This is a genomic window from Streptomyces luteoverticillatus, assembly GCF_003970715.1.
GTDB classification, from domain to species: Bacteria; Actinomycetota; Actinomycetes; order Streptomycetales; family Streptomycetaceae; genus Streptomyces; species Streptomyces abikoensis.
The window spans coordinates 1739063-1763575 of the sequence record NZ_CP034587.1 but is presented as its reverse complement, the minus strand read 5'-3'; the positions used below and the strand labels follow the sequence as shown (position 1 = coordinate 1763575).

Sequence of the window (24513 nt, the reverse complement as noted above, 5' to 3'; positions counted from 1 at the left end):
CGGTGGAGCTTGTCGGTCTTCGGGTAATTACGCAACAATGGTGTTGTGAAATACGCGGGCGAGGCTTCACAGGGCCCCGTGGCCGAGGTGGCCGCCGGGTCGCGCCCGGCCCTGCCCGCGCCGTCGCGGGAGGCGCCGGCTCCCGAGCAGCGCGCTCACGACGAGCAGCACGGCACCCGCAATCGCGTCGCCCGGTCCATCCTCGATCACGGGCCCTCCACCGCCGCCGAGCTGGCCGTGCGGCTGGAGCTGACCTCCGCCGCCGTCCGCCGCCACCTCGACACCCTCGTCACCGACGGTGTCGTCGAGGCCCGTGAGAAGCGCGTCTACGGGGCGCGCACCCGCGGCCGGCCCGCCAAGGTCTTCGCCCTCACCGACTGCGGCCGGGACGCCTTCGACCAGGCCTACGACAAGCTCGCGCAGGACGCCCTGCGCTGGATCGCCCAGTCCGCCGGAGGCGGCGAGATGGGCGAGGCCGCCGTCGCCGCGTTCGCCCGGGCCCGGATGGCCGCCCAGGCCGAGGGGTACCGCGAGGCCCTGGCGGCCGCCGCCCCCGAGGACCGCGCGGAGGTACTCGCCCGGGCATTGACCGCGGACGGGTACGCTGCTACGGCGCGTAGCGCACCGGTCGGCGAACAGCTTTGCCAGCACCACTGCCCGGTCGCCCATGTCGCCGAGCAGTTCCCGCAGCTGTGCGAGGCGGAGACCGAGGTCTTCTCCCGCCTGCTCGGGACACATGTGCAGCGTCTTGCCACCATCGCCCACGGCGACGGGGTGTGCACGACGTTCATCCCCAAAAAGACCACCACCGCATCCACCAGCACGGCCGGGAGGAACCCCGCATGACTCTCCCCACGGAGACTGCCCACCCTGAGCTCGAGGGCCTGGGCACGTACGAATACGGCTGGGCCGACTCCGACGAGGCCGGCGCCGCGGCCAAGCGCGGCCTCTCCGAGGAGGTCGTCCGCGACATCTCGGCCAAGAAGTCCGAGCCCGAGTGGATGCTCAAGCTCCGCCTGAAGGGCCTGCGGCTCTTCGACAAGAAGCCCATGCCGACCTGGGGCTCCGACCTCTCCGGTATCGACTTCGACAACATCAAGTACTTCGTGCGCTCCACCGAGAAGCAGGCCGCTTCCTGGGAGGACCTGCCGGAGGACATCAAGAACACCTACGACAAGCTGGGCATCCCCGAGGCCGAGAAGCAGCGCCTGGTCGCCGGTGTCGCCGCCCAGTACGAGTCCGAGGTCGTCTACCACCAGATCCGCGAGGACCTGGAGGAGCAGGGCGTCATCTTCCTGGACACCGACACCGCCCTGAAGGAGCACCCCGAGCTCTTCCAGGAGTACTTCGGCACGGTGATCCCGGTCGGCGACAACAAGTTCGCCTCCCTGAACACCGCCGTGTGGTCCGGCGGCTCGTTCATCTACGTCCCGAAGGGTGTCCACGTCGACATCCCGCTGCAGGCCTACTTCCGTATCAACACGGAGAACATGGGCCAGTTCGAGCGGACGCTGATCATCGTCGACGAGGACGCCTACGTCCACTACGTCGAGGGCTGCACCGCCCCGATCTACTCCTCCGACTCGCTGCACAGCGCCGTCGTGGAGATCATCGTCAAGAAGGGCGGCCGCTGCCGCTACACGACCATCCAGAACTGGTCGAACAACGTCTACAACCTGGTCACCAAGCGCGCCGTGGCCTACGAGGGCGCGACCATGGAGTGGGTCGACGGCAACATCGGCTCCAAGGTGACGATGAAGTACCCGGCCGTCTACCTGATGGGCGAGCACGCCAAGGGCGAGACCCTGTCCATCGCCTTCTCCGGCGAGGGCCAGCACCAGGACGCCGGCGCCAAGATGGTCCACATGGCGCCGAACACCTCCTCCAACATCGTCTCCAAGTCGGTGGCGCGAGGCGGCGGCCGCACCTCCTACCGCGGCCTCATCGAGATCGGCGAGGGCGCCCACGGCTCCAAGTCGAACGTGCTCTGCGACGCCCTGCTGGTGGACACCATCTCCCGGTCGGACACCTACCCCTACGTCGACGTCCGCGAGGACGACGTCTCCATGGGCCACGAGGCGACCGTCTCCAAGGTCAGCGACGACCAGCTCTTCTACCTGATGAGCCGCGGCCTGTCCGAGGACGAGGCCATGGCCATGATCGTGCGCGGCTTCGTCGAGCCGATCGCCCGCGAGCTGCCCATGGAGTACGCGCTGGAGCTCAACCGGCTGATCGAGCTGCAGATGGAAGGCGCGGTCGGCTAGCCCCGCCACCGCCCCCCGCAGCGAACCCTTTGTGACAGGAAGAGAGCACGACGACAGCCATGGCTGACAACACTCCCGCCGGCAGCACGACCGACGGCGCCATCCAGGTGGGCGGCCCCCGGCAGCCCATCGACGCCCGGGTGAGCGCGCCCGCCTCCTTCGACGTCGCGGACTTCCCCGTGCCCCACGGCCGTGAGGAGGAGTGGCGCTTCACCCCGCTGGCCCGCCTGCGCGGTCTGCACGACGGCACGGCGGTGGCGGACGGCGCCGGCGTCAAGGTCGAGGTCGAGGCCCCCGAGGGCGTGACCGTGGAGACCGTCGGCCGGGACGACGCCCGGCTGGGCCGCTCCGGCAAGCCGGTCGACCGGGTCGCCGCCCAGGCGTACAGCTCCTTCGAGAAGGCCTCGGTCGTCTCGATCCCCAAGGACACCGTGCTCGCCGAGCCCGTGCGGATCTCCGTGCGCGGCGAGGGCGGGGTGGCCTTCGGCCACCAGGTCGTCGAGATCGGCGCCTTCGCCGAGGCCGTCGTCGTCATCGACCACACCGGTGACGCCACCCTCGCCGCCAACGTCGAGTACCTCGTCGGCGACGGCGCCAAGCTCACCGTCGTCTCCGTCCAGGACTGGGACGACACCGCCGTCCACGCCGCCCAGCACACCGCGCTGGTCGGCCGCGACGCCTCCTTCAAGTCCGTGATCGTCACCTTCGGCGGCGACCTGGTCCGTCTCCACCCCCGGGTCGTCTACGGCGCCCCCGGCGGCGAGGCCGAGCTCTACGGCCTGTACTTCACCGACAACGGCCAGCACCAGGAGCACCGCCTCTTCGTCGACCACGACACCCCGCACTGCCGCAGCAACGTCGTCTACAAGGGCGCGCTGCAGGGCAAGGACGCCCACGCGGTCTGGATCGGCGACGTCCTCATCCGCGCGGAGGCCGAGGGCACCGACACCTACGAGCTCAACCGCAACCTCGTCCTCACCGACGGCGCCCGCGTCGACTCCGTGCCCAACCTGGAGATCGAGACCGGTGAGATCGTCGGCGCCGGCCACGCCTCGGCGACCGGCCGCTTCGACGACGAGCAGCTCTTCTACCTGATGGCCCGCGGCATCCCGGAGCACGAGGCCCGCCGCCTGGTCGTGCGCGGCTTCTTCGCCGAGCTCGTCCAGCAGATCGGCATCCCCGAGCTGGAGGAGCGCCTCATCGCCAAGATCGAGGCAGAGCTGGAGGCGGCGGTCGCATGAGCGAGTTCGTGAAGGTGGCCTCCCTCGGCGAGCTCGAGGAGGACACGCCCAAGCGCGTCGAGGTCGACGGCACCCCGGTGTCCCTCGTCCGCACCGAGGGCGAGGTGTTCGCGATCAACGACATCTGCTCCCACGCGAACGTCTCCCTCTCCGAGGGCGAGGTGGAGAACTGCCACATCGAGTGCTGGCTCCACGGCTCCAGCTTCGACCTGCGCACCGGCAAGCCCGACTGCCTCCCCGCGACGCAGCCCGTCCCCGTTTACCCCGTCAAGATCGAAGGGGACGACGTGCTCGTCTCCGTCACCCAGGAGTCCTGAGTTCCCCATGGCAACGCTTGAGATCCACGACCTCCACGTCTCCGTCGAAGCCGAGAACGGCCCCCGGGAGATCCTCAAGGGCGTCGACCTGACCGTGAAGCAGGGCGAGACCCACGCCATCATGGGCCCCAACGGCTCCGGCAAGTCCACCCTGGCCTACTCGCTGGCCGGCCACCCCAAGTACACGATCACCGGCGGCACCGTCACCCTCGACGGCGAGGACGTCCTGGAGATGTCCGTCGACGAGCGCGCCCGCGCCGGTGTCTTCCTCGCCATGCAGTACCCGGTCGAGGTCCCCGGCGTCTCGGTCTCCAACTTCCTGCGCACCTCCGCCACCGCCGTCCGCGGCGAGGCCCCCAAGCTGCGCACCTGGGTGAAGGAGGTCAAGGAGGCCATGGCGCGTCTCCAGATGGACCCCGCCTTCGCCGAGCGCAACGTCAACGAGGGCTTCTCCGGCGGTGAGAAGAAGCGCCACGAGATCCTCCAGCTGGAGCTCCTCAAGCCGAAGATCGCGATCCTCGACGAGACCGACTCCGGCCTGGACGTCGACGCCCTGCGCATCGTCTCCGAGGGCGTCAACCGCGTCCGCGAGACCGGTGAGGTCGGCACCCTGCTGATCACCCACTACACGCGCATTCTGCGCTACATCAAGCCCGACTTCGTCCACGTCTTCGCGAACGGCCGCGTCGTCGAGTCCGGCGGCGCCGAGCTCGCCGACAAGCTGGAGAACGAGGGCTACGAGGCGTACGTGAAGGGTGGCGTAACGGCGTGACGATACTGCTGCCGGGCCTCCTCGACACCGACGCGATCCGCAAGGACTTCCCGATCCTGGACCGCGTGGTCCACGAGGGGAAGAAGCTGGTCTACCTGGACAACGCGGCCACCTCCCAGAAGCCGCGCCAGGTCCTGGACGTGATCAACGCCCACTACGAGCGGCACAACGCCAATGTCCACCGCGGCGTGCACGTGCTCGCCGAGGAGGCCACGGCGCTGTACGAAGGCGCCCGCGACAAGGTGGCGGCCTTCATCAACGCCCCGAGCCGCGACGAGGTGATCTTCACCAAGAACGCCTCCGAGTCGCTCAACCTCGTGGCGAACATGCTCGGCTGGGCGGACGAGCCCTACCGCGTCGACCACGACACCGAGATCGTCATCACGGAGATGGAGCACCACTCCAACATCGTGCCGTGGCAGCTGCTCTCGCAGCGCACGGGCGCGAAGCTGAAGTGGTTCGGCCTCACCGACGACGGCCGCCTCGACCTGTCGAACATCGACCAGGTCATCACCGAGAAGACCAAGGTCGTCTCCTTCGTCCTGGTCTCCAACATCCTGGGCACGGTCAACCCGGTCGAGGCGATCGTCCGCCGCGCCCAGGAGGTCGGCGCGCTCGTCGTCATTGACGCCTCCCAGGCCGCCCCGCACATGCCGCTGGACGTCCAGGCGCTCCAGGCCGACTTCGTGGCCTTCACCGGCCACAAGATGTGCGGCCCGGACGGCATCGGCGTCCTGTGGGGCCGCCAGGAGCTGCTGGAGGACCTCCCGCCGTTCCTCGGCGGCGGCGAGATGATCGAGACCGTCTCGATGCACTCCTCCACCTACGCCCCCGCGCCCCACAAGTTCGAGGCCGGTACGCCCCCGATCGCCCAGGCCGTCGGCCTCGGCGCCGCGGTGGACTACCTCACCTCGATCGGCATGGAGAACATCGCCCGCCACGAGCACGTGATCACGGAATACGCGATCCGCCGGCTCCAGGAGGTCCCCGACCTCCGCATCATCGGCCCCACCACGGCCGAGGACCGCGGCGCGGCCGTCTCCTTCACGCTCGGCGACATCCACCCGCACGACGTGGGCCAGGTCCTCGACGAGCAGGGCATCGCGGTCCGGGTCGGCCACCACTGCGCCCGCCCCGTCTGCCTGCGCTACGGAATTCCGGCGACCACGCGAGCGTCGTTCTACCTGTACTCCACCCCCGCTGAGGTCGACGCGCTGATCGAGGGCCTGGAGCACGTACGGAACTTCTTCGGGTGACAAGGGCTGACTGTGAAGCTTGATTCGATGTACCAGGACGTGATCCTGGACCACTACAAGAATCCCCACGGGCGCGGTCTGCGGGACGGCGACGCCGAGGTCCACCACACCAACCCCACCTGCGGCGACGAGATCACGCTGCGCGTGCGGATGTCCGGTGAGACGATCGAGGACGTCTCCTACGAGGGCCAGGGCTGCTCCATCAGCCAGGCGAGCGCCTCGGTGCTCAACGAGCTGCTGGTCGGCAAGGACCTCGACGAGGCCCGCCGGATCCAGGAGACCTTCCTGGAGCTGATGCAGTCCAAGGGCCGGCTGGAGCCCGACGACGCCATGGAGGAGGTGCTGGAGGACGCGGTCGCGTTCGCCGGCGTCTCCAAGTACCCCGCACGCGTCAAGTGCGCCCTGCTGAGCTGGATGGCGTGGAAGGACGCGACCGCCCAGGCGGTGGGCGAAGGACCCGAGAACACGGCGAGGAAGACCGCATGAGCGACAAAGCAGACGCGACGACCGAGGAAGCGACCGGCGAGGTGACCACCAAGCCGGCCACCGAGGAGGAGGTCCGCGAGGCCCTCTACGACGTGGTCGACCCCGAGCTGGGCATCGACGTCGTCAACCTCGGCCTGATCTACGGCATCCACATCGACGACGCCAACATCGCCACCCTCGACATGACGCTGACGTCCGCGGCCTGCCCGCTGACCGACGTCATCGAGGACCAGGCGAAGTCCGCGACCGACGGCATCGTCAACGAGCTCCGGATCAACTGGGTCTGGATGCCGCCGTGGGGCCCGGACAAGATCACCGACGAGGGCCGCGAGCAGCTCCGCGCGCTGGGCTTCAACGTCTGAGTCCGAGCGACGTCTGAGCGACACGCTTCAAGAGCGCGACGCGCTTCAAGACAGCAACAGCCCGCCTTCCTGACCCTTCAGGAGGCGGGCTGTTGCTGTGTGGCGCAGTGGATGCCGCCCCCGCCCTCGGCGAGGGTGGGGATCTCCACGGTGCGTACGTCGCGCCCCGGGTGGAGGGAGCCGATGATGGCGGCCGCCTCCTCGTCGGCGCGGCGGTCACCGAAGCTCGGGACGATCACGGCGCCGTTCGCCACGTAATAATTCACGTAGGAGCCCAGGAAGTCCTCGCCCCGCTGGCCCAGGGCGGCCGGGTCGGGCTCCGGGAGCTCGATGATCTCCAGGGCGCGCCCCCGGGCGTCGGTGGCCGACTCCAGGGCCGCACGGGCCTCGTCGTACACCCGCGTCCACACGTCGGGCGCCGCGCCGGCGGGCGGGCGGCTGAGGAGCACGGTGGCGGGCCCGGCGAAGCGGGCGAGGGCGTCGACGTGGCAGTCGGTGATGTCCTCGCCGCGTACGCCCGGAAGCCAGATCACCTTCCGGACGCCGAGCAGTCCGGCGAGATCCCGCTCGACGGCGTCGCGGGTCCGGCCCGGGTTGCGGTTGTCGTTGACCAGCGAGCTCTCGGTGACGAGCAGCGTGCCGTCGCCGTCGGTCTCCAGGGAGCCGCCCTCGGCGACGAGAGGGGCCTCGATCCGTGGGACGCCGAGCAGCTCCAGCAGACGCCGGGCCACCAGGCCGTCCCGCGCGTGCTTCTGCTTGCCGCCCCAGCCGTTGAAGCCGAAGTCGACGCCCCGGAGCGTCCCGTCCCCGCCGGTGACGAACACCGGCCCGGAGTCGCGCAGCCAGAGGTCGTCCACGGGCAGCTCCACGACCTCCACCGCGCCGCCGCACGCCCGCCGGGCGCCCGCCGCGTCCTTCGGCGACGCGAGCAGCACGACCGGCTCGTGGTCGGCGATCGTCCGGGCGATCGCGGCGATGTCCTCGCGGACGGCGGCCGTCCACTCGCCCCAGACGGGGCCGGCCGGGGGCCAGCCCATGAACGTCGCCGCGTGCGGCCGCGTCTCGGACGGCAAGTGAGGCATCGTCGGGTTTCCCTGGCGTCGGCGGCATGGATCCTTGACGATTCTCCGTCAGAGACCGCCCGTGTACAGCAGCCGGTTGGGCGTGCCCGGCTTGATGTCCGTCACCACGTCCTTCGTGGACTGCGAGATGAGCCAGTTGACGACCGTCGCCGAGCTCGCGGCGGGGTTCTGCGCCTTGTACAGCGCTGCGACGCCCGTGACGAACGGGGTGGCCTGCGAGGTGCCGCTCTTGGTGGTGGTGCCGCCGCCCACCCGCAGCGAGAGGATCTCGTCGCCCGGGGCGAGGATCCGCGCGCACGGCCCGTAGCTGGTGAAGTCCGTCATCTGGTCCATGCGGTTCGTCGCGCCCACGGCCAGGGCCTGGAGGGCGGCGGCAGGGGAGTGGTTGCAGGCGTTGTCGTTGGAGTTGCCGGCCGCGACCAGCGGCGGCGTCCCCTTGGCGGCCACGCTGTTGGCGGCGTTGTCCATGGCCTGCGACGTCGGGCCGACGAGCGAGGCGTTGAGGACGGAGGCGGGCGGCGCGCTCGTGGACACGTACTCGAAGCCGGACACGATGGCCGAGGTCGTGCCCCGCCCGGCGCAGTCCAGCACCCGCACGCTGACCAGCGACGCCCGGCGCGCCACGCCGTACGTCGCGCTGCCCACCACCCCCGCCACGTGCGTGCCGTGGCCGCTGCCGGTGGCGCAGTCCCGGGCGTCGCCGCCCGCGGTCACCTCGTCGACGCCCTTGCGGGCCCGGCCGCCGAAGTCGGGGTGGGAGTAGTCGATACCGGTGTCCATGATGTAGGCCGTGACGCCCTCACCGGTGCCGTTGACGGTGAACCGGCCATCCAGGGGCAGGGTGCGCTGGTCCACGCGGTCCAGGCCCCAGGAGTCCGTCGCCGCCCGGGGGCGTATGGACGGGGGGCCCTCGGCCGCCTGCGCGTAGACCGCGTCCTCCTCGACGGCCTCGACCTCCGGGGAGCTGCGCACGGCCTCCAGCTGCTGCGGGGTGAGCCGGGCGGCGAAGCCGGTCAGGGTGTGGGTGTAGATGCGGTCCGGGACGACGCCCAGCACGCTCGTCAGCGTGCGCGGGCTGGCGCCCTTGCGCAGGGTGACGATGTAGTGCCCGGGCACCGGCTCGCCGGCCGTCCTGCGCAGCGGCGCCGGGTGCGCCGAGCGCCCGGGGCCGGGGCGGTGGTCGGCCGCCGCGAGCGGGGTGGCGGCGGTGAGCGGGAGGGCCAGGACCAGGGCCGTGGTCAGGCAGCGCCGGAGCTGTCTCATGCGGCATCCGTTCACGACGGGACGGTGGACAGTGGAGCGGGCGGGATCGCCCACTCCACTGGATATGCCGGTTCATCCGGGCGGGCGACGCGAGCGCGGCCGACCGGCTGGCGGGGCTGCGCCATCCGCGTGACCGGTGTGTGGCGGGCCGGTAAGGGGTGCGGGCGGTGCGGCCGGTTCGCCTTGGGCGGGCCCGTCCGGTTAGGTTTCCGGACATGACCGATGCTGTTGTTTCCCGTACCACCGGCGCCGTCGCCGCCGGCCTCGCCACCGTCGCCGCGGACGGTACCGTCCTCGACACCTGGTTCCCGGCCCCCGAGCTGACCGACGCCCCCGGCCCGGCCGGCACCGAGCGGCTGACCGCCGAGCGGGCCGCGGAGCTGCTCGGCGAGGGCGTCCTCAAGGCGGTGGGCCCGGACCCGCGCCGCGGGGTCGAGGTCGTCGCCGTCCGCACGGTCATCGCCTCGCTCGACGACAAGCCGGCCGACGCGCACGACGCCTACCTGCGGCTGCACCTGCTCTCCCACCGTCTGGTCAAGCCGCACGGCCAGAACCTCGACGGCGTCTTCGGCCTGCTCGCGAACGTCGCCTGGACCTCGCTGGGCCCGGTCCCCGTCGACCAGGTCGAGGCCGCGCGCCTGAACGCCCGCGCCGAGGGCCTCCACCTCCAGGTGACGAGCGTGGACAAGTTCCCGCGCATGACCGACTACGTGGTCCCCTCCGGCGTCCGCATCGCCGACGCCGACCGGGTCCGCCTGGGCGCCCACCTGGGCTCCGGCACGACCGTCATGCACGAGGGCTTCGTCAACTTCAACGCCGGCACGCTCGGCACGTCCATGGTCGAGGGCCGGATCAGCGCGGGCGTCGTCGTCGGCGACGGCACCGACATCGGCGGCGGCGCCTCCACCATGGGCACCCTGTCCGGTGGCGGCAAGCAGATCATCTCCATCGGCGAGCGCTGCCTGCTCGGCGCCGAGTCGGGCATCGGCATCGCGCTGGGCGACGAGTGCGTCGTCGAGGCGGGCCTCTACGTCACCGCCGGCACCCGGGTCACGATGCCGGACGGCGAGATCGTCAAGGCCCTGACGCTGTCGGGCGCCGACAATATCCTCTTCCGCCGCAACTCCACCACGGGCGCCGTCGAGGCCCGCCCGTACAAGAGCACGTGGGGCGGGCTCAACGAGATCCTGCACAGCAACGACTGACGTGAGCGGGGGCGGGGTTCACCACCCCGCCCCTTGCTGGGCGTAGTTACCGCCCGTCCGCGCCGGTCGCCTCCTCGTACGCCTCCAGCAGCGCCTCGGTGCGTTCCTGCGTCGCCGCGCGCAGCGGCGCCCGCACCGGCCCGGCCGGGAGGCCCAGCGCTCCCAGCAGGGCCTTCGCCGTGACCGTGCCGGGCAGTCCCGCGCCCATCATCTGCTCCACCAAGGGCAGGACGCGCTGGTGGAGCCGGGTCGCCTCCGCGTTCTCGCCGCGGTCGAACGCGTCCAGCACGGCGGCCAGCGCCGGGCCCGCGACATTGGCCACGGTGCTGACATAGCCCGTTCCTCCCACCGCCCGCAGCGGAAGGCTGAGCTCCTCGCAGCCGGAGTAGTAGGCGAGGCCCGTCGCCGCGATCACCTTCGAGCTGCCGAGCAGGTCGTACGCGCAGTCCTTGACCCCGGCGATGCGCGGGTGCTCGGCCAGTCGCAGCATGGTGTCGGGCTCGATGCGGGTGCCCGTGCGGCCCGGGATGTCGTAGAGCATCACCGGGACGCCCACCGCGTCGGCCACCGTGCGGAAGTGCTCCGCGATGTCCTCCTGCGGCGGCCTGCTGTAGTACGGGGTGACCACCAGGACGCCGTGGGCGCCGGCCCGTTCGGCGGCCCGGGCCAGTTCGACGGTGTGCCGGGTGTCGGCCGACCCCACCCCGGCCGTGATCCGGGCGCGGTCGCCCACGGCCTCGGCGACGGCCGTGACGAGAGCGGTCTTCTCCGCGTCGGTGGTGGTCGGCGACTCGCCGGTGGTGCCGCTGAGGACGAGGCCGTCGCAGCCGCCCTCCGTGACGAGGTGGCCGGCGAGCCGCTGCGCGCCGTCGAGGTCGAGTGCGCCGTCGGCGGTGAACGGGGTCACCATCGCACAGACCGTACGGCCGAAGGGCTCGGTGGTGGTTGACATGGCGTCACGCTCCGGGTTTCAGGTGCCTCCCCGGATTCTGGGCCCTTCGACCGTACAGGTCTATTTAAATGTTCTGAGCGAATCGCTCAAGCGATGCTACGGCTTCCAGCGCAGCACCTGCGGGTCGTGGTCGCTCGCCTGGTCGGCGAACTCGGCGTTGATGTGGACGATGTCGTAGTCCACGCGGCTCACATGGCGGCTGGTGAGGATGTGGTCCAGCACCTGGGAGTTGCCCTGGAAGACATAGCCGTACCGTTCCTTCGCGGGGAGCCTGGTGACCTGGTCGGTCAGGGCGCCGCCGGCGGTGAGGGCCTTGAGGGCCGGGGAGAACTGGTAGTCGTTGAGGTCGCCCGCGACGATCACGTTGGCGTTCCGGTCGGCGGCGAGGAGCTGCTTGACGAAGCCGTTGACGAGCTTCGCCTGCTGGAGCCGCTGGACCTCCGACGAACGGGCCGGGGGCTGGAAGCGGCTGTCGAGGCCCTGGTCGCCGCCCTTGGAGTTGAAGTGGTTGGCGACGACGAAGACGTCCTTGCCCCGGAAGGAGAACTGGCCGGCCAGCGGCTTGCGGCTGTTGGTCCAGGCGGCGTCGTCCGGCGCGACGCGGCCGGGGGAGGCGGAGAGGCCGGCCTTGCCGCCCTCGCGGACGACCTTCACGGCCGTGGTGGAGTCACCGCCGGGGACGTCCTTGAAGGAGACCCGGGCGGGGTTGAAGAGGAAGGCGGTGCGGATGTTGCCGCCCGGCTGGCCGCCGTCCTTGCCGTCGACGGGGTCGATCTGCCGCCACAGGTACTTGGGGCCGCCCGCGGCGGCGATGGCGTCGGTGAGCTTCGTCAGCGTCTGTGTGGCGTCCACGACGCCGCCGTTGGTCGTGCCGTCGTTGTCCTGGACCTCCTCCAGGGCGACGATGTCGGGCGAGGCGAGGTTGGTCACCAGGGCGCCGGCGAGGCGGTCGAACTTCGCCTGCGGGGTCTTGGGGGAGAGGTTCTCCACGTTGTACGTGGCGACGGCCAGCTCGTCGTTCCGCTGCTTGCGCGTGGTCTCGCGCTGGAGCTTGTGGTCGGCGAGCGCGCCGAGTTCGGTGGCCTGGATGGTGTAGCCGCCGTGGTTGTCGTAGTCGAGCGGGCCCGCCGTGGTCCCGGAGAGCTCGTCACCGACGTTCGCGACCGGGAAGGGGTGCTGGGCGTAGGGGAGCAGGGAGGCGATCTTCACCCGGCCGGCGTTGGGGTCGCCGTAGGAGCCGTAGAGGGTGCCGCCGCGCGCGGTGCGGTCGTGCCGGGGCGCCGCGGTGACCCACAGGTCCTTGTACTCGCTGGTGGCGCCGACGACGGGGGCGTCGACGACCTCGACCCGCATGCCCTCCAGGGACTCCAGGCGGTCCAGCGCGTAGCGGCGGGGCTTCAGCGGCAGCGACTCGATGGACCCGCCGTGCGCGTCGGGCGCGTAGCGGGCGGGGATGGCGGCCGCGTTCAGCCGGACGGCGGCGGGCAGGGCGTTGCCGGAGGACTTCACGGTCACGGTGGGCTTGGTCAGCTGGGTGACCGACTGGCCGCCCGCCGCCTCGCCGCCGGGGTAGTACTCGGTGACGGTGCCCGAGACGAGCACGGAGTCGCCGACGGCGACGGCCGGGGCGGTCGCCCCGGTGAAGACGAAGATCGCCTCGCTGGTGGCCTCGTCGCGGTCCGGGTTCGGGTCCTGGACCCAGAAGCCGCGGGCGGAGCCGAAGTTCTTCACGGCCGTGACGACACCCGGCATGTCCGTGACCTGCTTGCCGGCGAACGGCGAGATACGCGTGGTGCCCTGGATGTCATGGACGCGGACACCGGCGTCGGCGGCGCTCGCGGACTGGGCCGGGGCGATCAGCCCGGCCGCGAGCGCGCCGGCTATGAGGGAGCCGACGGTCGCGGCACGGCGGCGGTGGGACAGCACAAAGTCCTCCGGTGGGAACGATGAGGGGGCGACCGGGTTGCCGATCGGATGAGATCACATGCCGTCATCCGAGCAACGAGTGATCTACGCGCGTCAATGTCCGCTGATTTCCAGCCAGTTGTCAAGGGTTCGGGGGCAACCCGTGGACGAACCGCCGGTAACGGCCCCCGCGACGCGCGAGCCGGCGCGGAAAACCCGTCTAAGGTGGGGCACTGCGCGCCCGGGACCGCGGCGCGGCCGTCACGACGAGGAGATGCCCCCCTGATGTCAGGAGACCGCCCGACCATGCCGCCGGTGCGGCTCCCCTCCGACGCGGAGCTCGCACGCGACGCGCTGTCCGCGCCGCTGTTCGCCCGCGCCGCGAAGCTCGCCCGCTGGGCCGGCGAGGGCACCCCGGTCGGCGCGGGCGGCGAGCTCCTCGCCGGGCAGCTGAAGACGGCGACCGGGCTCCTCGGCCTGGACGACGACGAGGACGGCCCCGCCTACGCGGCCGAGGCCTGGCAGCTGGCGCTCGATGTGGGCCTGGTCGAATTCACCGAGTCCCCCGACGAGTCCGCCGACGCCTCCCCGGACGAGCCCCAGGGCACGGCCGTCGCCGGCGAGGAGCTGGCCACGCTCACCTCCGGCAGCCCCCAGGACATCCTCGACCTGTGGCTCGGCGGCCTGGAGACCGTCCTGGCCGACGCCGCCGCGCCCGACCTGGGCGACCTCGTCGAGCAGCTCTCCGAGGGCGGCGACGGCGACCTCGACCTCGACGCGATCGACTGGAACCCCGAGGAGGAGGCCGACTTCCTCGACGGCGTCCTCGGCAACCTCTACCTGCTGACCGCGCTCGACGAGGGCTCGCCCGACCGCCCCGTCCCGCTGCCCGCGCTCGCCGCCTCCATGATCGTCCCGGATGACATGGACGAGCCCACGGACGACGTCCTCGAAGAGGTCTCCGACGCGATGATGCGCCTGGACGACCAGTTCCGGATCCTCGCGCCGACCGGCCTGGTGCGCTACCAGCCGGTCGACGAGGCCCTGATCGAGGTCGTCGACGGCGAGGGCCACATCCGGGAGTCCGTCGACGGCGTGACCTCCGACCTGCCCGAGGAGGAGGACGTCAGCCGCTACGGCATGGTGGCCCTCACCCCCCTCGGCCTCTTCGCCGTACGGTCCCGCATGCTCGACGCCGGCATCGACGCCCCGGCCGTCGGCGACCTCGCCGACTCCCCCGCCGACGATCTCCTCGCGGCGCTCCCCGGCCACCCCGGCTTCGCCGTCCGCGCCGAGGCCGAGCTGTGGCTCGCCCGCCGCACGCCGCTCGACGCGGCCCGCGAGCTGCTCGCCGCCGCGCGCGGCGCGGACGACGAGGCGCCGGCGCGCCGCCTCATGTGCCAGCAGACGCTGTCCCTCGTCGGCGCCGACGCCGAGCCCGCGCTCCGCGAGGTCCTCGACGACCTCCAGCTCGGCGGCCTCGCCCGCGTCTGGCTCGCCGAGCACGGCGCGACGGACGTCCCGCCGCCCGGCGAGGACATGATCTTCTGGCTCACCGTCGACACGATCGCCGCCCGCCTCGACACGGAGGCCGACGACCCGGAGGAGCTCCGTGAGCTCGTCGAGAGCCTGGTGAGCGGGCACAGCGGCTTCTTCGACGCGCTCTGGCGGGTGGAGCACCCGGCGACGGCGGACGTTCTTGAGGCGATGGGTCGCCTGCACCCCGACAAGGCGACGGCGAAGGCCGCCCGCAAGGCGGCCTTCAAGGCCCGCTCCCGGGGCTGACCCTTCCCATGCCGGGGGCGCCGGGCGCTTCCCGCGCGGGGGTCCGCCGACTTTCCGGCTGCCCGCCGTGGGGGTGCCCGCGCCTTCGGCGCGGGTTTCGCCCACCCGCCCGCCCGATTGCCCGGCACGGATTGCCCGGGTAGGGGGCCGGCCTGGCTGGGGTGACGTGAGGGGGCGGGGTGGGGCGGACGGGCCCTGGTAGGGGCGTAAGGAGCTCTTCGCCGCTGGAGCAAAATTCGGGGCACCCAGCACCGAAGTGGCAGGGGCCGCGAAGAGGTCAGCCCCGTAAGGGCCCGTCCGCCCCACCCCGCCCCCGACCCACCACCCACCACCCACCACCGCCCCACGGGAATCCCGCGCACCCCCCAGCGTTGACCTGTACGTGACGTACAAGCTCTCCGTACTCGACCGCTCCCGCACCCGCCTGCACGAGGAGCCGAGCAAGGCGCTGCGCGACACCGTGGCGTTCGCCCAGCAGGTCGAGGACCTCGGCTACCACCGCTTCTGGGTGTCGGAACACCACAGCGTCCCCGGCGTCGCCGGCTCCGCCCCCACCGTCCTCGCAGCCGCCGTCGCCGCCGCGACCTCCCGCATCCGCGTCGGCACCGGCGGTGTGATGCTGCCCAACCACCGCCCCCTCGTGGTCGCCGAGCAGTTCGGCGTCCTCGCCTCCCTCTTCCCCGGCCGGATCGACATGGGCCTCGGCCGCTCGGTCGGCTTCACGGACGGCATCCGGAGGGCCCTGGGTGTGGAGAAGGAGGCGATGGGCGACTTCGAGGACCGGCTGGCGGAGCTGGCGCGCTGGTTCACGGGCGCGGGAGAACCTACCCCGTACCCCGGGGTGCACGCCCTGCCCGCCGAGGGCCTCCGGCCCCCGCTGTTCGTACTCGCCAACGAAGCGGGCGCCGACGTGGCGGCCAGAGCCGGCGCGGCACTGGTCATCGGCGGCCTCAAGGGCGAAGGGGCGATGGCGGCCGCCGTCGAGCGCTACCGGGCGGGCTTCGTCCCCTCCGCATGGCGGGAGAAGCCCTACGTGATGGTCGCGGGGAACGTGGCCGTCGCGGAGACGAGGGACGCGGCCCGCCGGCTGCTCGTCCCCGAGGCGTGGGCCCTGGCCCACTCACGGACGCACGGGGCGTTCCCGCCCCTGCGCCCGGCCGAGGAGATCGAGGGGAAACTGATCCCCTCGATGTCACAGCGGGAGCGCGGCCTCTACGACGCCGCGCTGCGCGGCCACATCCACGGCACCGAGGGCGATGTGACAGCCGCCCTCGACTCCCTCGTGGCCCGCACCGGCGCCGACGAGGTCCTGGTCACGACCAGTTCGTACGACCGGGATGCGCTGCTGGACTCCTACCGGCGGCTGGCCACGGCGACGAGGGCTACAGCGCCTGCGCCGCCGGCTTCACCAGATCCCGCACCGTCTTGGCCTTGACGAAGTCGCCCAGGGCCGTCATCTCCCACTCGCCCGAGTACTGGCGGATGAACTTGCACATCAGGACGCCCGTCTGGGCCTCGGCGCCGGTCAGGTCGAACCGGACCAGCTCCTCGCCGGTCTGGGCGTCCAGCAGGCGGCAGTAGGCCTTGGCCACCTCGGTGAACTTCTGGCCGTTGAAGGAGCTGACGGTGAAGACGAGGCCCGTCACCTCGGGCGGCAGGCCGCCCATGTGCACGGTGATGGTCTCGTCGTCGCCGGAGCCCTCGCCGGTGAGGTTGTCGCCGGAGTGCTGGATGACGCCGTTGAGGATCTGGAGCCGGCCGAAGTAGCAGGCGTCGATCATGTTGCGGTCGGGGCCGTAGGCGATGACCGAGGCGTCGAGGTCGATGGCCCGGCCGTTCCAGGCGGGCTCCCAGCCGAGGCCCATCTTGACCGAACGGGTCAGCGGCTGACCGCCCTTGACCAGGGAGACGGTCTCGTTCTTCCGGAGGCTCACCCGGCCCTTGTCCAGGTTGATCTTCCCGGGGACGACGGGCGGGGCGGCCGGGACCGGCGGCACGACGGGGGCCGCCACGGCGGGTGCGACGGCGGGCGCGACGGGCGTCGGCGCGGGCGCCGGCGCCGACGGCTCGTCCACGCTCACGCCGAAGTCCGTGGCGATGCCCGCCAGACCGTTGGCGTACCCCTGACCCACCGCGCGGAGCTTCCACGCGCCGTTGCGCCGGTAGAGCTCCACGACCACCAGTGCCGTCTCCGTGTTCAGCCGGGGCGGGGTGAACGTGGCGATCACCGCGCTGTCGTCGGCGCCGCGCACGGTCGCCGTCGGCTCGGTGCCCGCGAAGGTGGCGCCCTGGGCGTCCGGGCTCGCGGTGACCACGATCTTGTCGATGCCGGCGGGCACGGCCGCCGTGTCGACGACGATCGCGTCGGGCGTGGCGCCGGAGGCGGCGCGGTGCGTCACACCGGGGGCGCTGGGCTGGTTGTAGAAGACGAAGTCGTCGTCGGAGCGCACCTTGCCGTCGGCGGTGAGCAGCAGGCCCGAAACGTCGAGCCGCACGGGGGCGGTGACGTCCACCGTCACACGAGTGACGGAGAGCGGGATGTTCGAGCCGGGTGTCATAGCGGTCATGTACGAGGTAACGAGCCATGACCCTTTGCGGTTCCATGACCCGGGGGTCGAATCGGGCCGGGAATATTCGAACGCGGTCGGAGGCTGTGCAACCCGTCAATCGACTTTGATCATGGGGGAGCACATGTCGAGCAATGGCATTGCACAGGGAACCGTCGCCGAGGGCTTCGAGCCCGTGCGCGAGGCGTTCGAGGCCACGCTGGCGCAGGAGCGCGCCGGGCACTCGGCGCAGCTGGCGGCGTATGTGGACGGCCGGCGGGTCGTGGACCTGTGGGGCGGCCCGGAGATCACGGGGGAGTCGCTCACCGGCGTGTTCTCGTCCAGCAAGGGCGCGGCGCACCTCGTCGTGGCCCTGCTCGTCCAGGACGGCACGCTGGACCTGGACGAGGAAGTCCGCCACTACTGGCCCGAGTTCGGCTCGGCGGGCAAGGAGCACGTCACCCTGCGCGACCTGCTGGCCCACCGCGCGGGTGTCGTGGGCGTCGAGGGCGGGTTCCCTCTCAAGGAGCTGGCCGACGACCGGCTCATCGCCGAGCGGCTGGCGGGCCTGCGCCCGTTCTGGCGCCCGGGCACGGCCTTCGGCTACCACGCGCTGGTGATCGGCGCCCTGACCGGCGAGGTCGTCCGCCGGGCCACGGGGCAGACGCTCCAGGAGGTGTACGAGGCCCGGATCCGCGCCCCGTACGGCCTGGACTTCTACCTCGGCCTGCCCGAGGAGCAGGAGCACCGCTGGCTCTCCACCCAGCCGATGGATCCGACCCCCGAGCAGAAGCGGGAGTTGGCGCAGGGCGTCGTCGGGCCCGACAGCCTCCAGGGCATAGCCTTCAACGCCGGTGACCCGCAGTTCGCGAACGGCATCCAGTCCATGCCCAACTTCCGCGAGGTGCGGGCCGGGGGGCAGGCCTCCGCCGGTGGTGTGGCCTCCGCGCGGGGGCTGGCCGGGATGTACGCGGCGGCGATCAGTGAGGTCGACGGGAAGGCGCCGCTGCTCACGCCGGAGACGGCCGCCCGTTTCGCGGAGGTCCACTCCTTCGGGCCCGACCTGGCGCTGGGCGGCATGACGCACGCGTTCGGTCTGGGCTTCGCCGCGACGAGCGTGGACTATCCCTTCCTGGGGGCGCGTTCCTTCGGGCACGGCGGTGCGGCGGGGTCGCAGGCCTTTGCCGACCCGAGCGTCGGTCTGGCCTTCGGCTACAACCGCCGCCGCTTCGCGTACCCGGGGGGTGCGGCGCCGGAGGCGGGGGTGCTGGCGAAGGTGGTGCGCGACTGCGTCGTCCGCGGCTGACGCGTTGTGTCGTGGGTCGGGGGCGGGGTGGGGCGGACGGGCCCTTACGTCACCCCAGCCCCCTGGCCGAGCGATCCGTTTCCGGGCAATCGGGCGGGCGGGTGGGCGAATCCCGCGCCGAAGGCGCGGGACCGTCAGCCGGGGCTGACGAAGCCGCATTCGTAGGCGGCGATGACCGCCTGCGTACGGTCCCGTACGCCGAGCTTGGCGAGAACGCCCGCCACGTGCGTCTTGACCGTGGCGGGCCCCAGCACCATCCGCGCGGCGATCTCCGCGTTGGACAGGCCGGTGGCCAGCAGCCGCAGCACCTCCGCCTCACGCTCGGACAGCTGCTCCCGCAGCGCCGCCGCCCTGTCGTCGCTCCGGGGCGCCGCGTGGGCGGCGGCCAGGGCGCGTACGGCGGCGGGGAAGAGCAGCGAGTCGCTGCGCGCCACGAGCTTCACGGCCTGGACGAGTTCGTCGGCGCCCGCGCGTTTGAGGAGGAAGCCGGACGCCCCGGCGCGCAGCGCGTCGTAGACGTAGGCGTCGTTCTCGAAGGTGGTGACGACGATGACGCGCGGCGGGTCGTCCGTCCCGGCCAGGATCCGCTCGGTGGCGCGGATGCCGTCGACCTCGGGCATCCGGACGTCCATCAGTACGACGTCGGGCCGCAGCGCGCGCACCACCGACACCGCTTCGGAGCCCGTGGTCGCCTCGCCGACGACCTCGACGCCCGGCTCGGCGCCGAGGATGGCCCGCAGGGCGGTGCGGACGAGGTGTTCGTCGTCCGCGAGGACGACACGTATCGGCTCGGTCGTCGTCATCGCGCCTCACCCCGCAGCGGCAGCCGGGCCGAAAGGCGCCATACGCCGTCGTGTTCGCCGGCCTCGCTGGTGCCGCGCAGCAGCCGGGCGCGCTCGGCGATGCCGGTGAGGCCGCGGCCGCCGCCGGGACGGGGGACACCGGCCCGGACACCGGGTTTCACGGGGTTCTCCACAAGGATCTCCAAGGTGTCGTCGTGCACGGCGACGCGCAGCCGCACGGGCACGCCGCCCGCGTGCCGCAGGGCGTTGCCGAGACCTTCCTGCACGATCCGGTAGGCCTCGCGGGAGGGCACCGGGGGGATCTTCTCCAGGCCGCCGGGCGGCAGGGCGCACTCGACCGTGCCGCCCGCCGCGCGGGTACGTTCCAGCAGGCCGCCGACGTCGGCCAGGGTGGGCGCCGGGGCGGTGGGGGAGGAGCCGTCCTCGCGCAGCAGTCCCAGCACCGCGTCGAGTTCGCCGACCGCCTCGCGCGCGGCCTCCTCGATCGCGGCCAGGGCCTGCCGGGCGAACTCGGGGTCGTGGTCCAGGACCCGGCGCGCGGCGCTCGCCTGGAGGCTCACCGCGCTCAGCGCGTGCCCGACCGAGTCGTGGAGTTCGCGCGCCAGCCGGTTGCGCAGGGCCAGCCGGTGGGCGTGCTCCTCGGCCGCCGCGAGCCGGTCCGCCGGCGTGGGGCCCAGCAGGACGGGCGCCCAGCGCGCCAGCAGCGAGCCCGCCGCCCAGGACGTGCCGGCGACCAGCGCCAGCAGCGCGCACCCGGCCACGGGCGCGAGCAGCACGCCCGGCCCGGTGAAGACGCGCAGCCAGGCGACCTCGGCGAGCTTGCCCGGCCCGTCCAGGAAGGGCAGGACGATCAGGTACAGCGCCGCCGGCGGCGTGGCCAGCGACATCCCGCTCACGACGGCTCCCGCCGCCAGGTGCAGCGCGCACCACGCGGCCGTCCGGCCCCGGGCGGCCCACGACCGGCCCGGCTCCAGGGCCAGCTCCTCCCGGGGCACCCCGCACAGAACCCGGGCCGCCTCGCCCTCGAATGGCCGGACGAGCGGATGCAGCGCCGTGACGGCCACCGGGCCGAGCGCGAGGAAGAGCACGCCGAACTGCCGGACGAGGGAGGAGGAGAAGAGGATGTTGCCGTCCGGCCGGAACAGCGACACGAGTGTGTTCGTCAGCAGATAGAACGGCATCGACAGGGCGCCGCCGAGCAGCAGATGCACCCACCGTAACCGGGCACGTCGGCCCAGTGCCGCGCTCATCGGGCGCCGGAGCGCGGCCGTCACCATCACGCGCACAGGGTAGATCACTTGGGGGACGGGGCTTTGGTGCGCCCCTACCTCGTACAGTGCCTGCATGGACGACGGCGCGGTGCTGCACATCAAGGGACGGATACTCGTCGGACCGGACCCGCTGGACGGGGTGCGCGACGAGCTGTGGGTGGTGGGCGGGCGGATCACCTTCGACCGGCCGGCCGGGGCGCGGGACGTCACCACCGTCGAGGGGTGGGTGCTCCCCGGTCTGGTGGACGCCCACTGCCACGTGGGGCTCGACGCGCACGGCGCGGTCGACGAGGCGACGACCGAGAAGCAGGCCCTGACCGAGCGCCACGCGGGCGCGCTGCTGCTGCGCGACGCCGGCTCGCCGTCGGACACCCGCTGGATCGACGAGCGCGAGGACCTGCCGCGCGTCATCCGCGCGGGCCGGCACATCGCCCGCACCCGCCGTTACATCCGCAACTACGCGCATGAGATCGAGCCCGAGGACCTGGTGGCCTATGTGGCGCGCGAGGCGCGGCGCGGGGACGGCTGGGTGAAGCTGGTGGGCGACTGGATCGACCGGGAGACGGGCGACCTGGGCGCCTGCTGGCCGCGCGGCGCGGTCGAGGCCGCCATCGCCGAGGCCCACCGGCTGGGCGCCCGGGTCACGGCCCACTGCTTCGCCGAGGAGACCCTCGCCCCGCTCGTGGAGGCGGGGATCGACTGTATCGAGCACGCCACGGGGCTCACCGAGGAGACGATCCCGCTCTTCGCCGAGCGGGGCGTGGCCATCGTCCCGACGCTGGTCAACATCGCCACCTTCCCCCGGCTCGCCGACGGCGGCGAGGGCAAGTTCCCGCGCTGGGCGGACCACATGCGCCGGCTGCACGCGCGCCGCTACGCGACCGTGGGCGCCGCTTACGACGCGGGAATCCCCGTCTACGTCGGCACCGACGCGGGAGGTTCGCTGCCGCACGGCCTGGTCGGGCAGGAGGTCGAGGAACTGGTCAAGGCGGGCATCCCGGCGGCGGCCGCGCTGTCGGCGGCCACGTGGGGGGCACGGGCGTGGCTGGGACGGCCGGGCCTGGAGGAGGGCGCCCCGGCGGACCTCGTCGTCTACGACGCCGACCCGCGCGCGGACGTACGGGTGCTCGGCGCGCCGAGCAGGGTGGTGCTGCGGGGGCGCGTGGTGGCCTGAGCCGGTGAGCCGACCTGTGGGCTGATCGGGTGGGCCGAGCCTGGGCTTGGTGTGCCGTGCGGTACCCCTGCGGCCGTTGGCTCGAATACGAGCGCGAAACCCACCCTTTGGAGTGAACTGGCGGTAGAGCGCCGCCCGTTCACCCTCACGGCCCCGAACATTGCGGAGTCAAGCCGTCAGCGCGCGATGTCCCCCATTGGCGCGCCGGCGGCTCCTTTCTCCCGTGGGGGTTCCACACACGTGTTCAGCACCACCAGCTCTTCCTTCGGCATGCCCGCGCACCGGTTCGCCGCCCTGGCCGCGACGGTCACCGCGACCGCGCTCACCCTGGGCGCCGCGTCCGTGCCCGCGAGCGCCACCGACGCCGGATCCGGCTCCGGGACCGGCCGGGCCGACGCGACCGTCCTGCGGACCGGGCTCGACGTCTCCGTGCTCGGCAAGGCCGCGCACGTCCCCGTCGAGGCCGCCCTCAACGACGTCCACGCGCCCGCCGACGCCTCGAAGACCGCGCTCACCGTCACCCTCGACGGCATCGAGGGCGGCAAGGCCGTCGACATCCTGCGCGCCGAGGCCGCCACCTCCCGCGCCACGGCCGACCGCCGGGCCGCCAAGGGCTACGCCAATCTCGTCCACGCCAAGGTGCATCTGCCCGGCCTGCCCCTGCGCTCGCTCATCGAGATCCAGCAGGTCACCTCCGAGGCCGTCTGCGAGGCGGGCGCGAAGCCGAAGGCCACCGCCAACCTGTTGGGCTCGGTCTCCGTGCTCGGCAAGAAGGTCACGCTCACGCCGAACGGCCCGACCAAGGTGACCGTGCCGGGGGTGGGCGACGTGCGGCTGGACCTGTCGAAGACCGTCACCACCTCCCGCACCGCCGCCGCCACCGCGCTCGACCTCGACGTGTCCGTCGACCCGCTGGCGCTGGGCGTGGCCAAGGTGGTGGGCAAGGTGACGCTGGTACGGGCCTCCTGCGAGTCCCCGGCGGACCGGCCCTCCGACCCGGTGAAGCCCAAGGACGACGGCCCGGGCGCGCCCGCGAAGACCGGCACCGGCACGGAGGCGAAGCAGGCGTCCGCCGAACGGACCACCGAACCGGCCGGCCACGACCTCGCCGAGACCGGCGGCGGCTCCGCCACCCCGTACCTCGCCGCCGCTGCCGGGCTGCTGGTCGTCGGGGGAGGGGGCGCGCTCATCGCCGCGCGCCGCCGCAAGGAGAGCCGGCGGGAGGAGGGCCAGGGCTGAGCGGGCGGCCCGGACCACCGGCAGCCGGACCATCAGGTGACGGCCGGGTGGTCGCACGCCCGGGGGCGCTCAGCGCGTCGCCCGTGCCTCGGCCAGGCCGTTGCCGGCGGTCCCGCCACCGCCCGTTCCGGCCGTTCCGGCTCCGGATCCGGCGCGGTCGGCGCCGTGGCCGTCCGTCCCGTCCGTCGCGGCGGACCGGCCGCTCAGGTCGTCCAGCGCGGTCCGCAGGGCCGTGACGAAGCGGTCCGACGTCGCGCGGTCCCGGACCGCGAGGCGGAGGTAGTCCGGGCCCAGCCCCGGGAACGTGTCGCCCCGGCGCACCGCGAAGCCGAGGCCGCGCAGCCGCGACCGCACCGCCGCCGCCCCCGGCAGCCGGACCAGGACGAACGGCCCGGCCGCCGGGCCCTGCACGGTCAGCTCCGGGAACTCCGCGAGCCGGGCCAGCAGATGGGCCCGGTCGGCGGCGGTCACATGCGCCGCGAGCGCGGCCTCGGCCATCGCGCGCGGCGCGCTGCACGCCTCCGCCGCCACCAGCGCCGGTGACGAGACCGGCCACAGCGGCTGGGCCCGTTCCAGCATGGCCACGGTGTCGGGCGCGGCGAGCACATAGCCGACGCGCAGCCCCGCCAGGCCCCAGGTCTTGGTGAGGCTGCGCAGCACGACGAGCCCCGGCAGGTCGGTGCGGGAGGCCAGCGACTCCCGTTCGACCGGCACCGCGTCCATGAACGCCTCGTCCACCACCAGGATCCGGCCCGGCCGCGCCAGCCGGGCCAGGGTACTGGCCGGGTGGAGCACGGAGGTGGGGTTGGTGGGGTTGCCGACGACCACCAGGTCCGCGTCCCCGGGCACCGCGCGCGGGTCGAGCCGGAACCCGTCCTCCGGGGTCAGTACGACGCGCTCCACCGTGTGCCCGGCGTCCCGCAGGGCCGCCTCCGGCTCGGTGAACTGCGGGTGCACCACCACGGCCCGGCGCACCGGCAGGGCCCGCGCCAGCAGGACGAACGCCTCCGCCGCCCCCGCCGTCAGCAGCACCCGCTCCTCCGGCAGCCCGTGCCGCGCGGCGACGGCCCGCCGGGCGGCCCGCCCGTCCGGGTACGCCGCGAGCGTGCCCAGGGACTCCGCGATCCGCTCCCGCAGCCACTCCGGGGGCGTCCCGGTCCGCACATTGACGGCGAGGTCGGTCAACTCGGCGCCCATGCCGCGTACTTCCACGTCCCCGTGGTGCCGGAGGTCGGGCTCGGCGGTCGGCGCGTGAGCGGCGCGCGCGGATTGCGATATGTGCAT

General features: G+C 72.7%; 22 protein-coding genes. 14 read left to right on the top strand and 8 right to left on the bottom strand.

Features of this window, described 5'->3' with window-relative positions:
- Positions 1–45 precede the first annotated feature (45 nt).
- The 8 genes from EKH77_RS07395 to EKH77_RS07360 are packed head-to-tail and all read left to right on the top strand — an operon-like array spanning position 46 to position 6698.
- Entirely contained in the window at positions 46–846 is an 801-nt protein-coding gene (locus EKH77_RS07395; RefSeq protein ID WP_126913613.1) for a helix-turn-helix transcriptional regulator, read from the top strand.
- Positions 843–2264, top strand: a complete 1422-nt coding sequence (gene sufB, locus EKH77_RS07390) for a Fe-S cluster assembly protein SufB (RefSeq protein ID WP_126913612.1) — start codon at positions 843–845, stop codon at positions 2262–2264. Before EKH77_RS07395 ends, sufB begins: the two co-directional genes overlap by 4 nt.
- 59 nt (positions 2265–2323) lie before the next feature.
- Positions 2324–3505, top strand: coding sequence for a Fe-S cluster assembly protein SufD (gene sufD, locus EKH77_RS07385; RefSeq protein ID WP_126913611.1), 1182 nt, complete (start codon positions 2324–2326; stop codon positions 3503–3505).
- Positions 3502–3822, top strand: coding sequence for a non-heme iron oxygenase ferredoxin subunit (locus EKH77_RS07380; RefSeq protein ID WP_126913610.1), 321 nt, complete (start codon positions 3502–3504; stop codon positions 3820–3822). The genes sufD and EKH77_RS07380 overlap by 4 nt, the downstream gene beginning before the upstream one ends.
- Positions 3823–3829: 7 nt before the next feature.
- Positions 3830–4594, top strand: a complete 765-nt coding sequence (gene sufC, locus EKH77_RS07375) for a Fe-S cluster assembly ATPase SufC (RefSeq protein WP_126913609.1) — start codon at positions 3830–3832, stop codon at positions 4592–4594.
- A gap of 2 nt (positions 4595–4596) precedes the next feature.
- The gene (locus EKH77_RS07370; protein WP_126917936.1) at positions 4597–5850 is read left to right on the top strand and encodes a cysteine desulfurase; all 1254 of its coding nucleotides are present in this window, start codon (positions 4597–4599) and stop codon (positions 5848–5850) included.
- 12 nt (positions 5851–5862) lie between these two features.
- Positions 5863–6336 (top strand): Fe-S cluster assembly sulfur transfer protein SufU, encoded by a 474-nt coding sequence (gene sufU / locus EKH77_RS07365; RefSeq protein WP_126913608.1) that lies wholly within the window; start codon positions 5863–5865, stop codon positions 6334–6336.
- The gene (locus EKH77_RS07360) at positions 6333–6698 is read left to right on the top strand and encodes a metal-sulfur cluster assembly factor (RefSeq protein WP_126913607.1); all 366 of its coding nucleotides are present in this window, start codon (positions 6333–6335) and stop codon (positions 6696–6698) included. The genes sufU and EKH77_RS07360 overlap by 4 nt, the downstream gene beginning before the upstream one ends.
- A 77-nt stretch (positions 6699–6775) precedes the next feature.
- Here EKH77_RS07360 and EKH77_RS07355 read toward each other — a convergent pair whose 3' ends face one another.
- Both EKH77_RS07355 and EKH77_RS07350 read right to left on the bottom strand, forming a co-directional pair.
- Positions 6776–7771 (bottom strand): agmatine deiminase family protein, encoded by a 996-nt coding sequence (locus EKH77_RS07355; RefSeq protein WP_430980977.1) that lies wholly within the window; start codon positions 7769–7771, stop codon positions 6776–6778.
- A 57-nt stretch (positions 7772–7828) separates the two neighbouring features.
- The gene (locus tag EKH77_RS07350; RefSeq protein ID WP_126913605.1) at positions 7829–9043 is read right to left on the bottom strand and encodes a S8 family peptidase; all 1215 of its coding nucleotides are present in this window, start codon (positions 9041–9043) and stop codon (positions 7829–7831) included.
- Between the two features lie 215 nt (positions 9044–9258).
- Here EKH77_RS07350 and dapD point away from each other — a divergent pair, with 215 nt between their 5' ends.
- The gene (gene dapD / locus EKH77_RS07345) at positions 9259–10248 is read left to right on the top strand and encodes a 2,3,4,5-tetrahydropyridine-2,6-dicarboxylate N-succinyltransferase (RefSeq protein ID WP_126913604.1); all 990 of its coding nucleotides are present in this window, start codon (positions 9259–9261) and stop codon (positions 10246–10248) included.
- 46 nt (positions 10249–10294) lie between these two features.
- Here dapD and dapA read toward each other — a convergent pair whose 3' ends face one another.
- Positions 10295–11200: a 4-hydroxy-tetrahydrodipicolinate synthase gene (gene dapA, locus EKH77_RS07340; protein WP_126913603.1), complete on the bottom strand. Its 906-nt coding sequence runs from the start codon at positions 11198–11200 to the stop codon at positions 10295–10297.
- A gap of 96 nt (positions 11201–11296) precedes the next feature.
- Entirely contained in the window at positions 11297–13126 is a 1830-nt protein-coding gene (locus tag EKH77_RS07335) for an endonuclease/exonuclease/phosphatase family protein (RefSeq protein ID WP_126913602.1), read from the bottom strand.
- 264 nt (positions 13127–13390) lie between these two features.
- On the opposite strand from EKH77_RS07335, the gene EKH77_RS07330 reads away from it, so the two are divergent.
- The gene (locus tag EKH77_RS07330; RefSeq protein WP_126913601.1) at positions 13391–14890 is read left to right on the top strand and encodes a hypothetical protein; all 1500 of its coding nucleotides are present in this window, start codon (positions 13391–13393) and stop codon (positions 14888–14890) included.
- A 376-nt stretch (positions 14891–15266) separates the two neighbouring features.
- Complete coding sequence (locus EKH77_RS07325; protein WP_126913600.1) at positions 15267–16325, top strand: MsnO8 family LLM class oxidoreductase; 1059 nt, start codon at positions 15267–15269, stop codon at positions 16323–16325.
- Here EKH77_RS07325 and EKH77_RS07320 read toward each other — a convergent pair.
- A complete protein-coding gene (locus tag EKH77_RS07320) occupies positions 16273–17448 on the bottom strand; it encodes a TerD family protein (protein ID WP_126917935.1) in 1176 nt (391 codons plus the stop codon). The two genes, EKH77_RS07325 and EKH77_RS07320, sit on opposite strands and share 53 nt — an antisense overlap.
- Before the next feature lie 133 nt (positions 17449–17581).
- Here EKH77_RS07320 and EKH77_RS07315 point away from each other — a divergent pair, with 133 nt between their 5' ends.
- Positions 17582–18742, top strand: a complete 1161-nt coding sequence (locus EKH77_RS07315; RefSeq protein WP_126913599.1) for a serine hydrolase domain-containing protein — start codon at positions 17582–17584, stop codon at positions 18740–18742.
- Positions 18743–18876: 134 nt separating this feature from the next.
- Here EKH77_RS07315 and EKH77_RS07310 read toward each other — a convergent pair whose 3' ends face one another.
- Positions 18877–19545: a response regulator transcription factor gene (locus EKH77_RS07310; protein ID WP_126913598.1), complete on the bottom strand. Its 669-nt coding sequence runs from the start codon at positions 19543–19545 to the stop codon at positions 18877–18879.
- Positions 19542–20822, bottom strand: a complete 1281-nt coding sequence (locus EKH77_RS07305; RefSeq protein WP_126917934.1) for a sensor histidine kinase — start codon at positions 20820–20822, stop codon at positions 19542–19544. Before EKH77_RS07305 ends, EKH77_RS07310 begins: the two co-directional genes overlap by 4 nt.
- Positions 20823–20889: 67 nt before the next feature.
- Between EKH77_RS07305 and EKH77_RS07300 the strand changes: the two genes are divergently transcribed.
- Both EKH77_RS07300 and EKH77_RS07295 read left to right on the top strand, forming a co-directional pair.
- A complete protein-coding gene (locus EKH77_RS07300; RefSeq protein WP_206279823.1) occupies positions 20890–21990 on the top strand; it encodes an amidohydrolase family protein in 1101 nt (366 codons plus the stop codon).
- 240 nt (positions 21991–22230) lie between these two features.
- A complete protein-coding gene (locus EKH77_RS07295) occupies positions 22231–23229 on the top strand; it encodes an SCO1860 family LAETG-anchored protein (protein ID WP_240667258.1) in 999 nt (332 codons plus the stop codon).
- Positions 23230–23298: 69 nt separating this feature from the next.
- Here the strand turns inward: EKH77_RS07295 and cobC are convergent, their stop codons facing one another.
- Positions 23299–24513, bottom strand: coding sequence for an Rv2231c family pyridoxal phosphate-dependent protein CobC (cobC, locus tag EKH77_RS07290; RefSeq protein ID WP_126913596.1), 1215 nt, complete (start codon positions 24511–24513; stop codon positions 23299–23301).

Coding starts and splice junctions, on each gene's coding strand:
- sufB (WP_126913612.1), top strand. CDS start 843: ATGACTCTCCCCACGGAGACTGCCCACCCTGAGCTCGAGGGCCTGGGC.
- sufD (WP_126913611.1), top strand. CDS start 2,324: ATGGCTGACAACACTCCCGCCGGCAGCACGACCGACGGCGCCATCCAG.
- EKH77_RS07380 (WP_126913610.1), top strand. CDS start 3,502: ATGAGCGAGTTCGTGAAGGTGGCCTCCCTCGGCGAGCTCGAGGAGGAC.
- sufC (WP_126913609.1), top strand. CDS start 3,830: ATGGCAACGCTTGAGATCCACGACCTCCACGTCTCCGTCGAAGCCGAG.
- EKH77_RS07360 (WP_126913607.1), top strand. CDS start 6,333: ATGAGCGACAAAGCAGACGCGACGACCGAGGAAGCGACCGGCGAGGTG.
- EKH77_RS07350 (WP_126913605.1), bottom strand. CDS start 9,043: ATGAGACAGCTCCGGCGCTGCCTGACCACGGCCCTGGTCCTGGCCCTC.
- dapD (WP_126913604.1), top strand. CDS start 9,259: ATGACCGATGCTGTTGTTTCCCGTACCACCGGCGCCGTCGCCGCCGGC.
- dapA (WP_126913603.1), bottom strand. CDS start 11,200: ATGTCAACCACCACCGAGCCCTTCGGCCGTACGGTCTGTGCGATGGTG.
- EKH77_RS07330 (WP_126913601.1), top strand. CDS start 13,391: ATGTCAGGAGACCGCCCGACCATGCCGCCGGTGCGGCTCCCCTCCGAC.
- EKH77_RS07320 (WP_126917935.1), bottom strand. CDS start 17,448: ATGACACCCGGCTCGAACATCCCGCTCTCCGTCACTCGTGTGACGGTG.
- EKH77_RS07315 (WP_126913599.1), top strand. CDS start 17,582: ATGTCGAGCAATGGCATTGCACAGGGAACCGTCGCCGAGGGCTTCGAG.
- EKH77_RS07310 (WP_126913598.1), bottom strand. CDS start 19,545: ATGACGACGACCGAGCCGATACGTGTCGTCCTCGCGGACGACGAACAC.
- EKH77_RS07305 (WP_126917934.1), bottom strand. CDS start 20,822: ATGGTGACGGCCGCGCTCCGGCGCCCGATGAGCGCGGCACTGGGCCGA.
- EKH77_RS07300 (WP_206279823.1), top strand. CDS start 20,890: ATGGACGACGGCGCGGTGCTGCACATCAAGGGACGGATACTCGTCGGA.
- cobC (WP_126913596.1), bottom strand. CDS start 24,513: ATGCACATATCGCAATCCGCGCGCGCCGCTCACGCGCCGACCGCCGAG.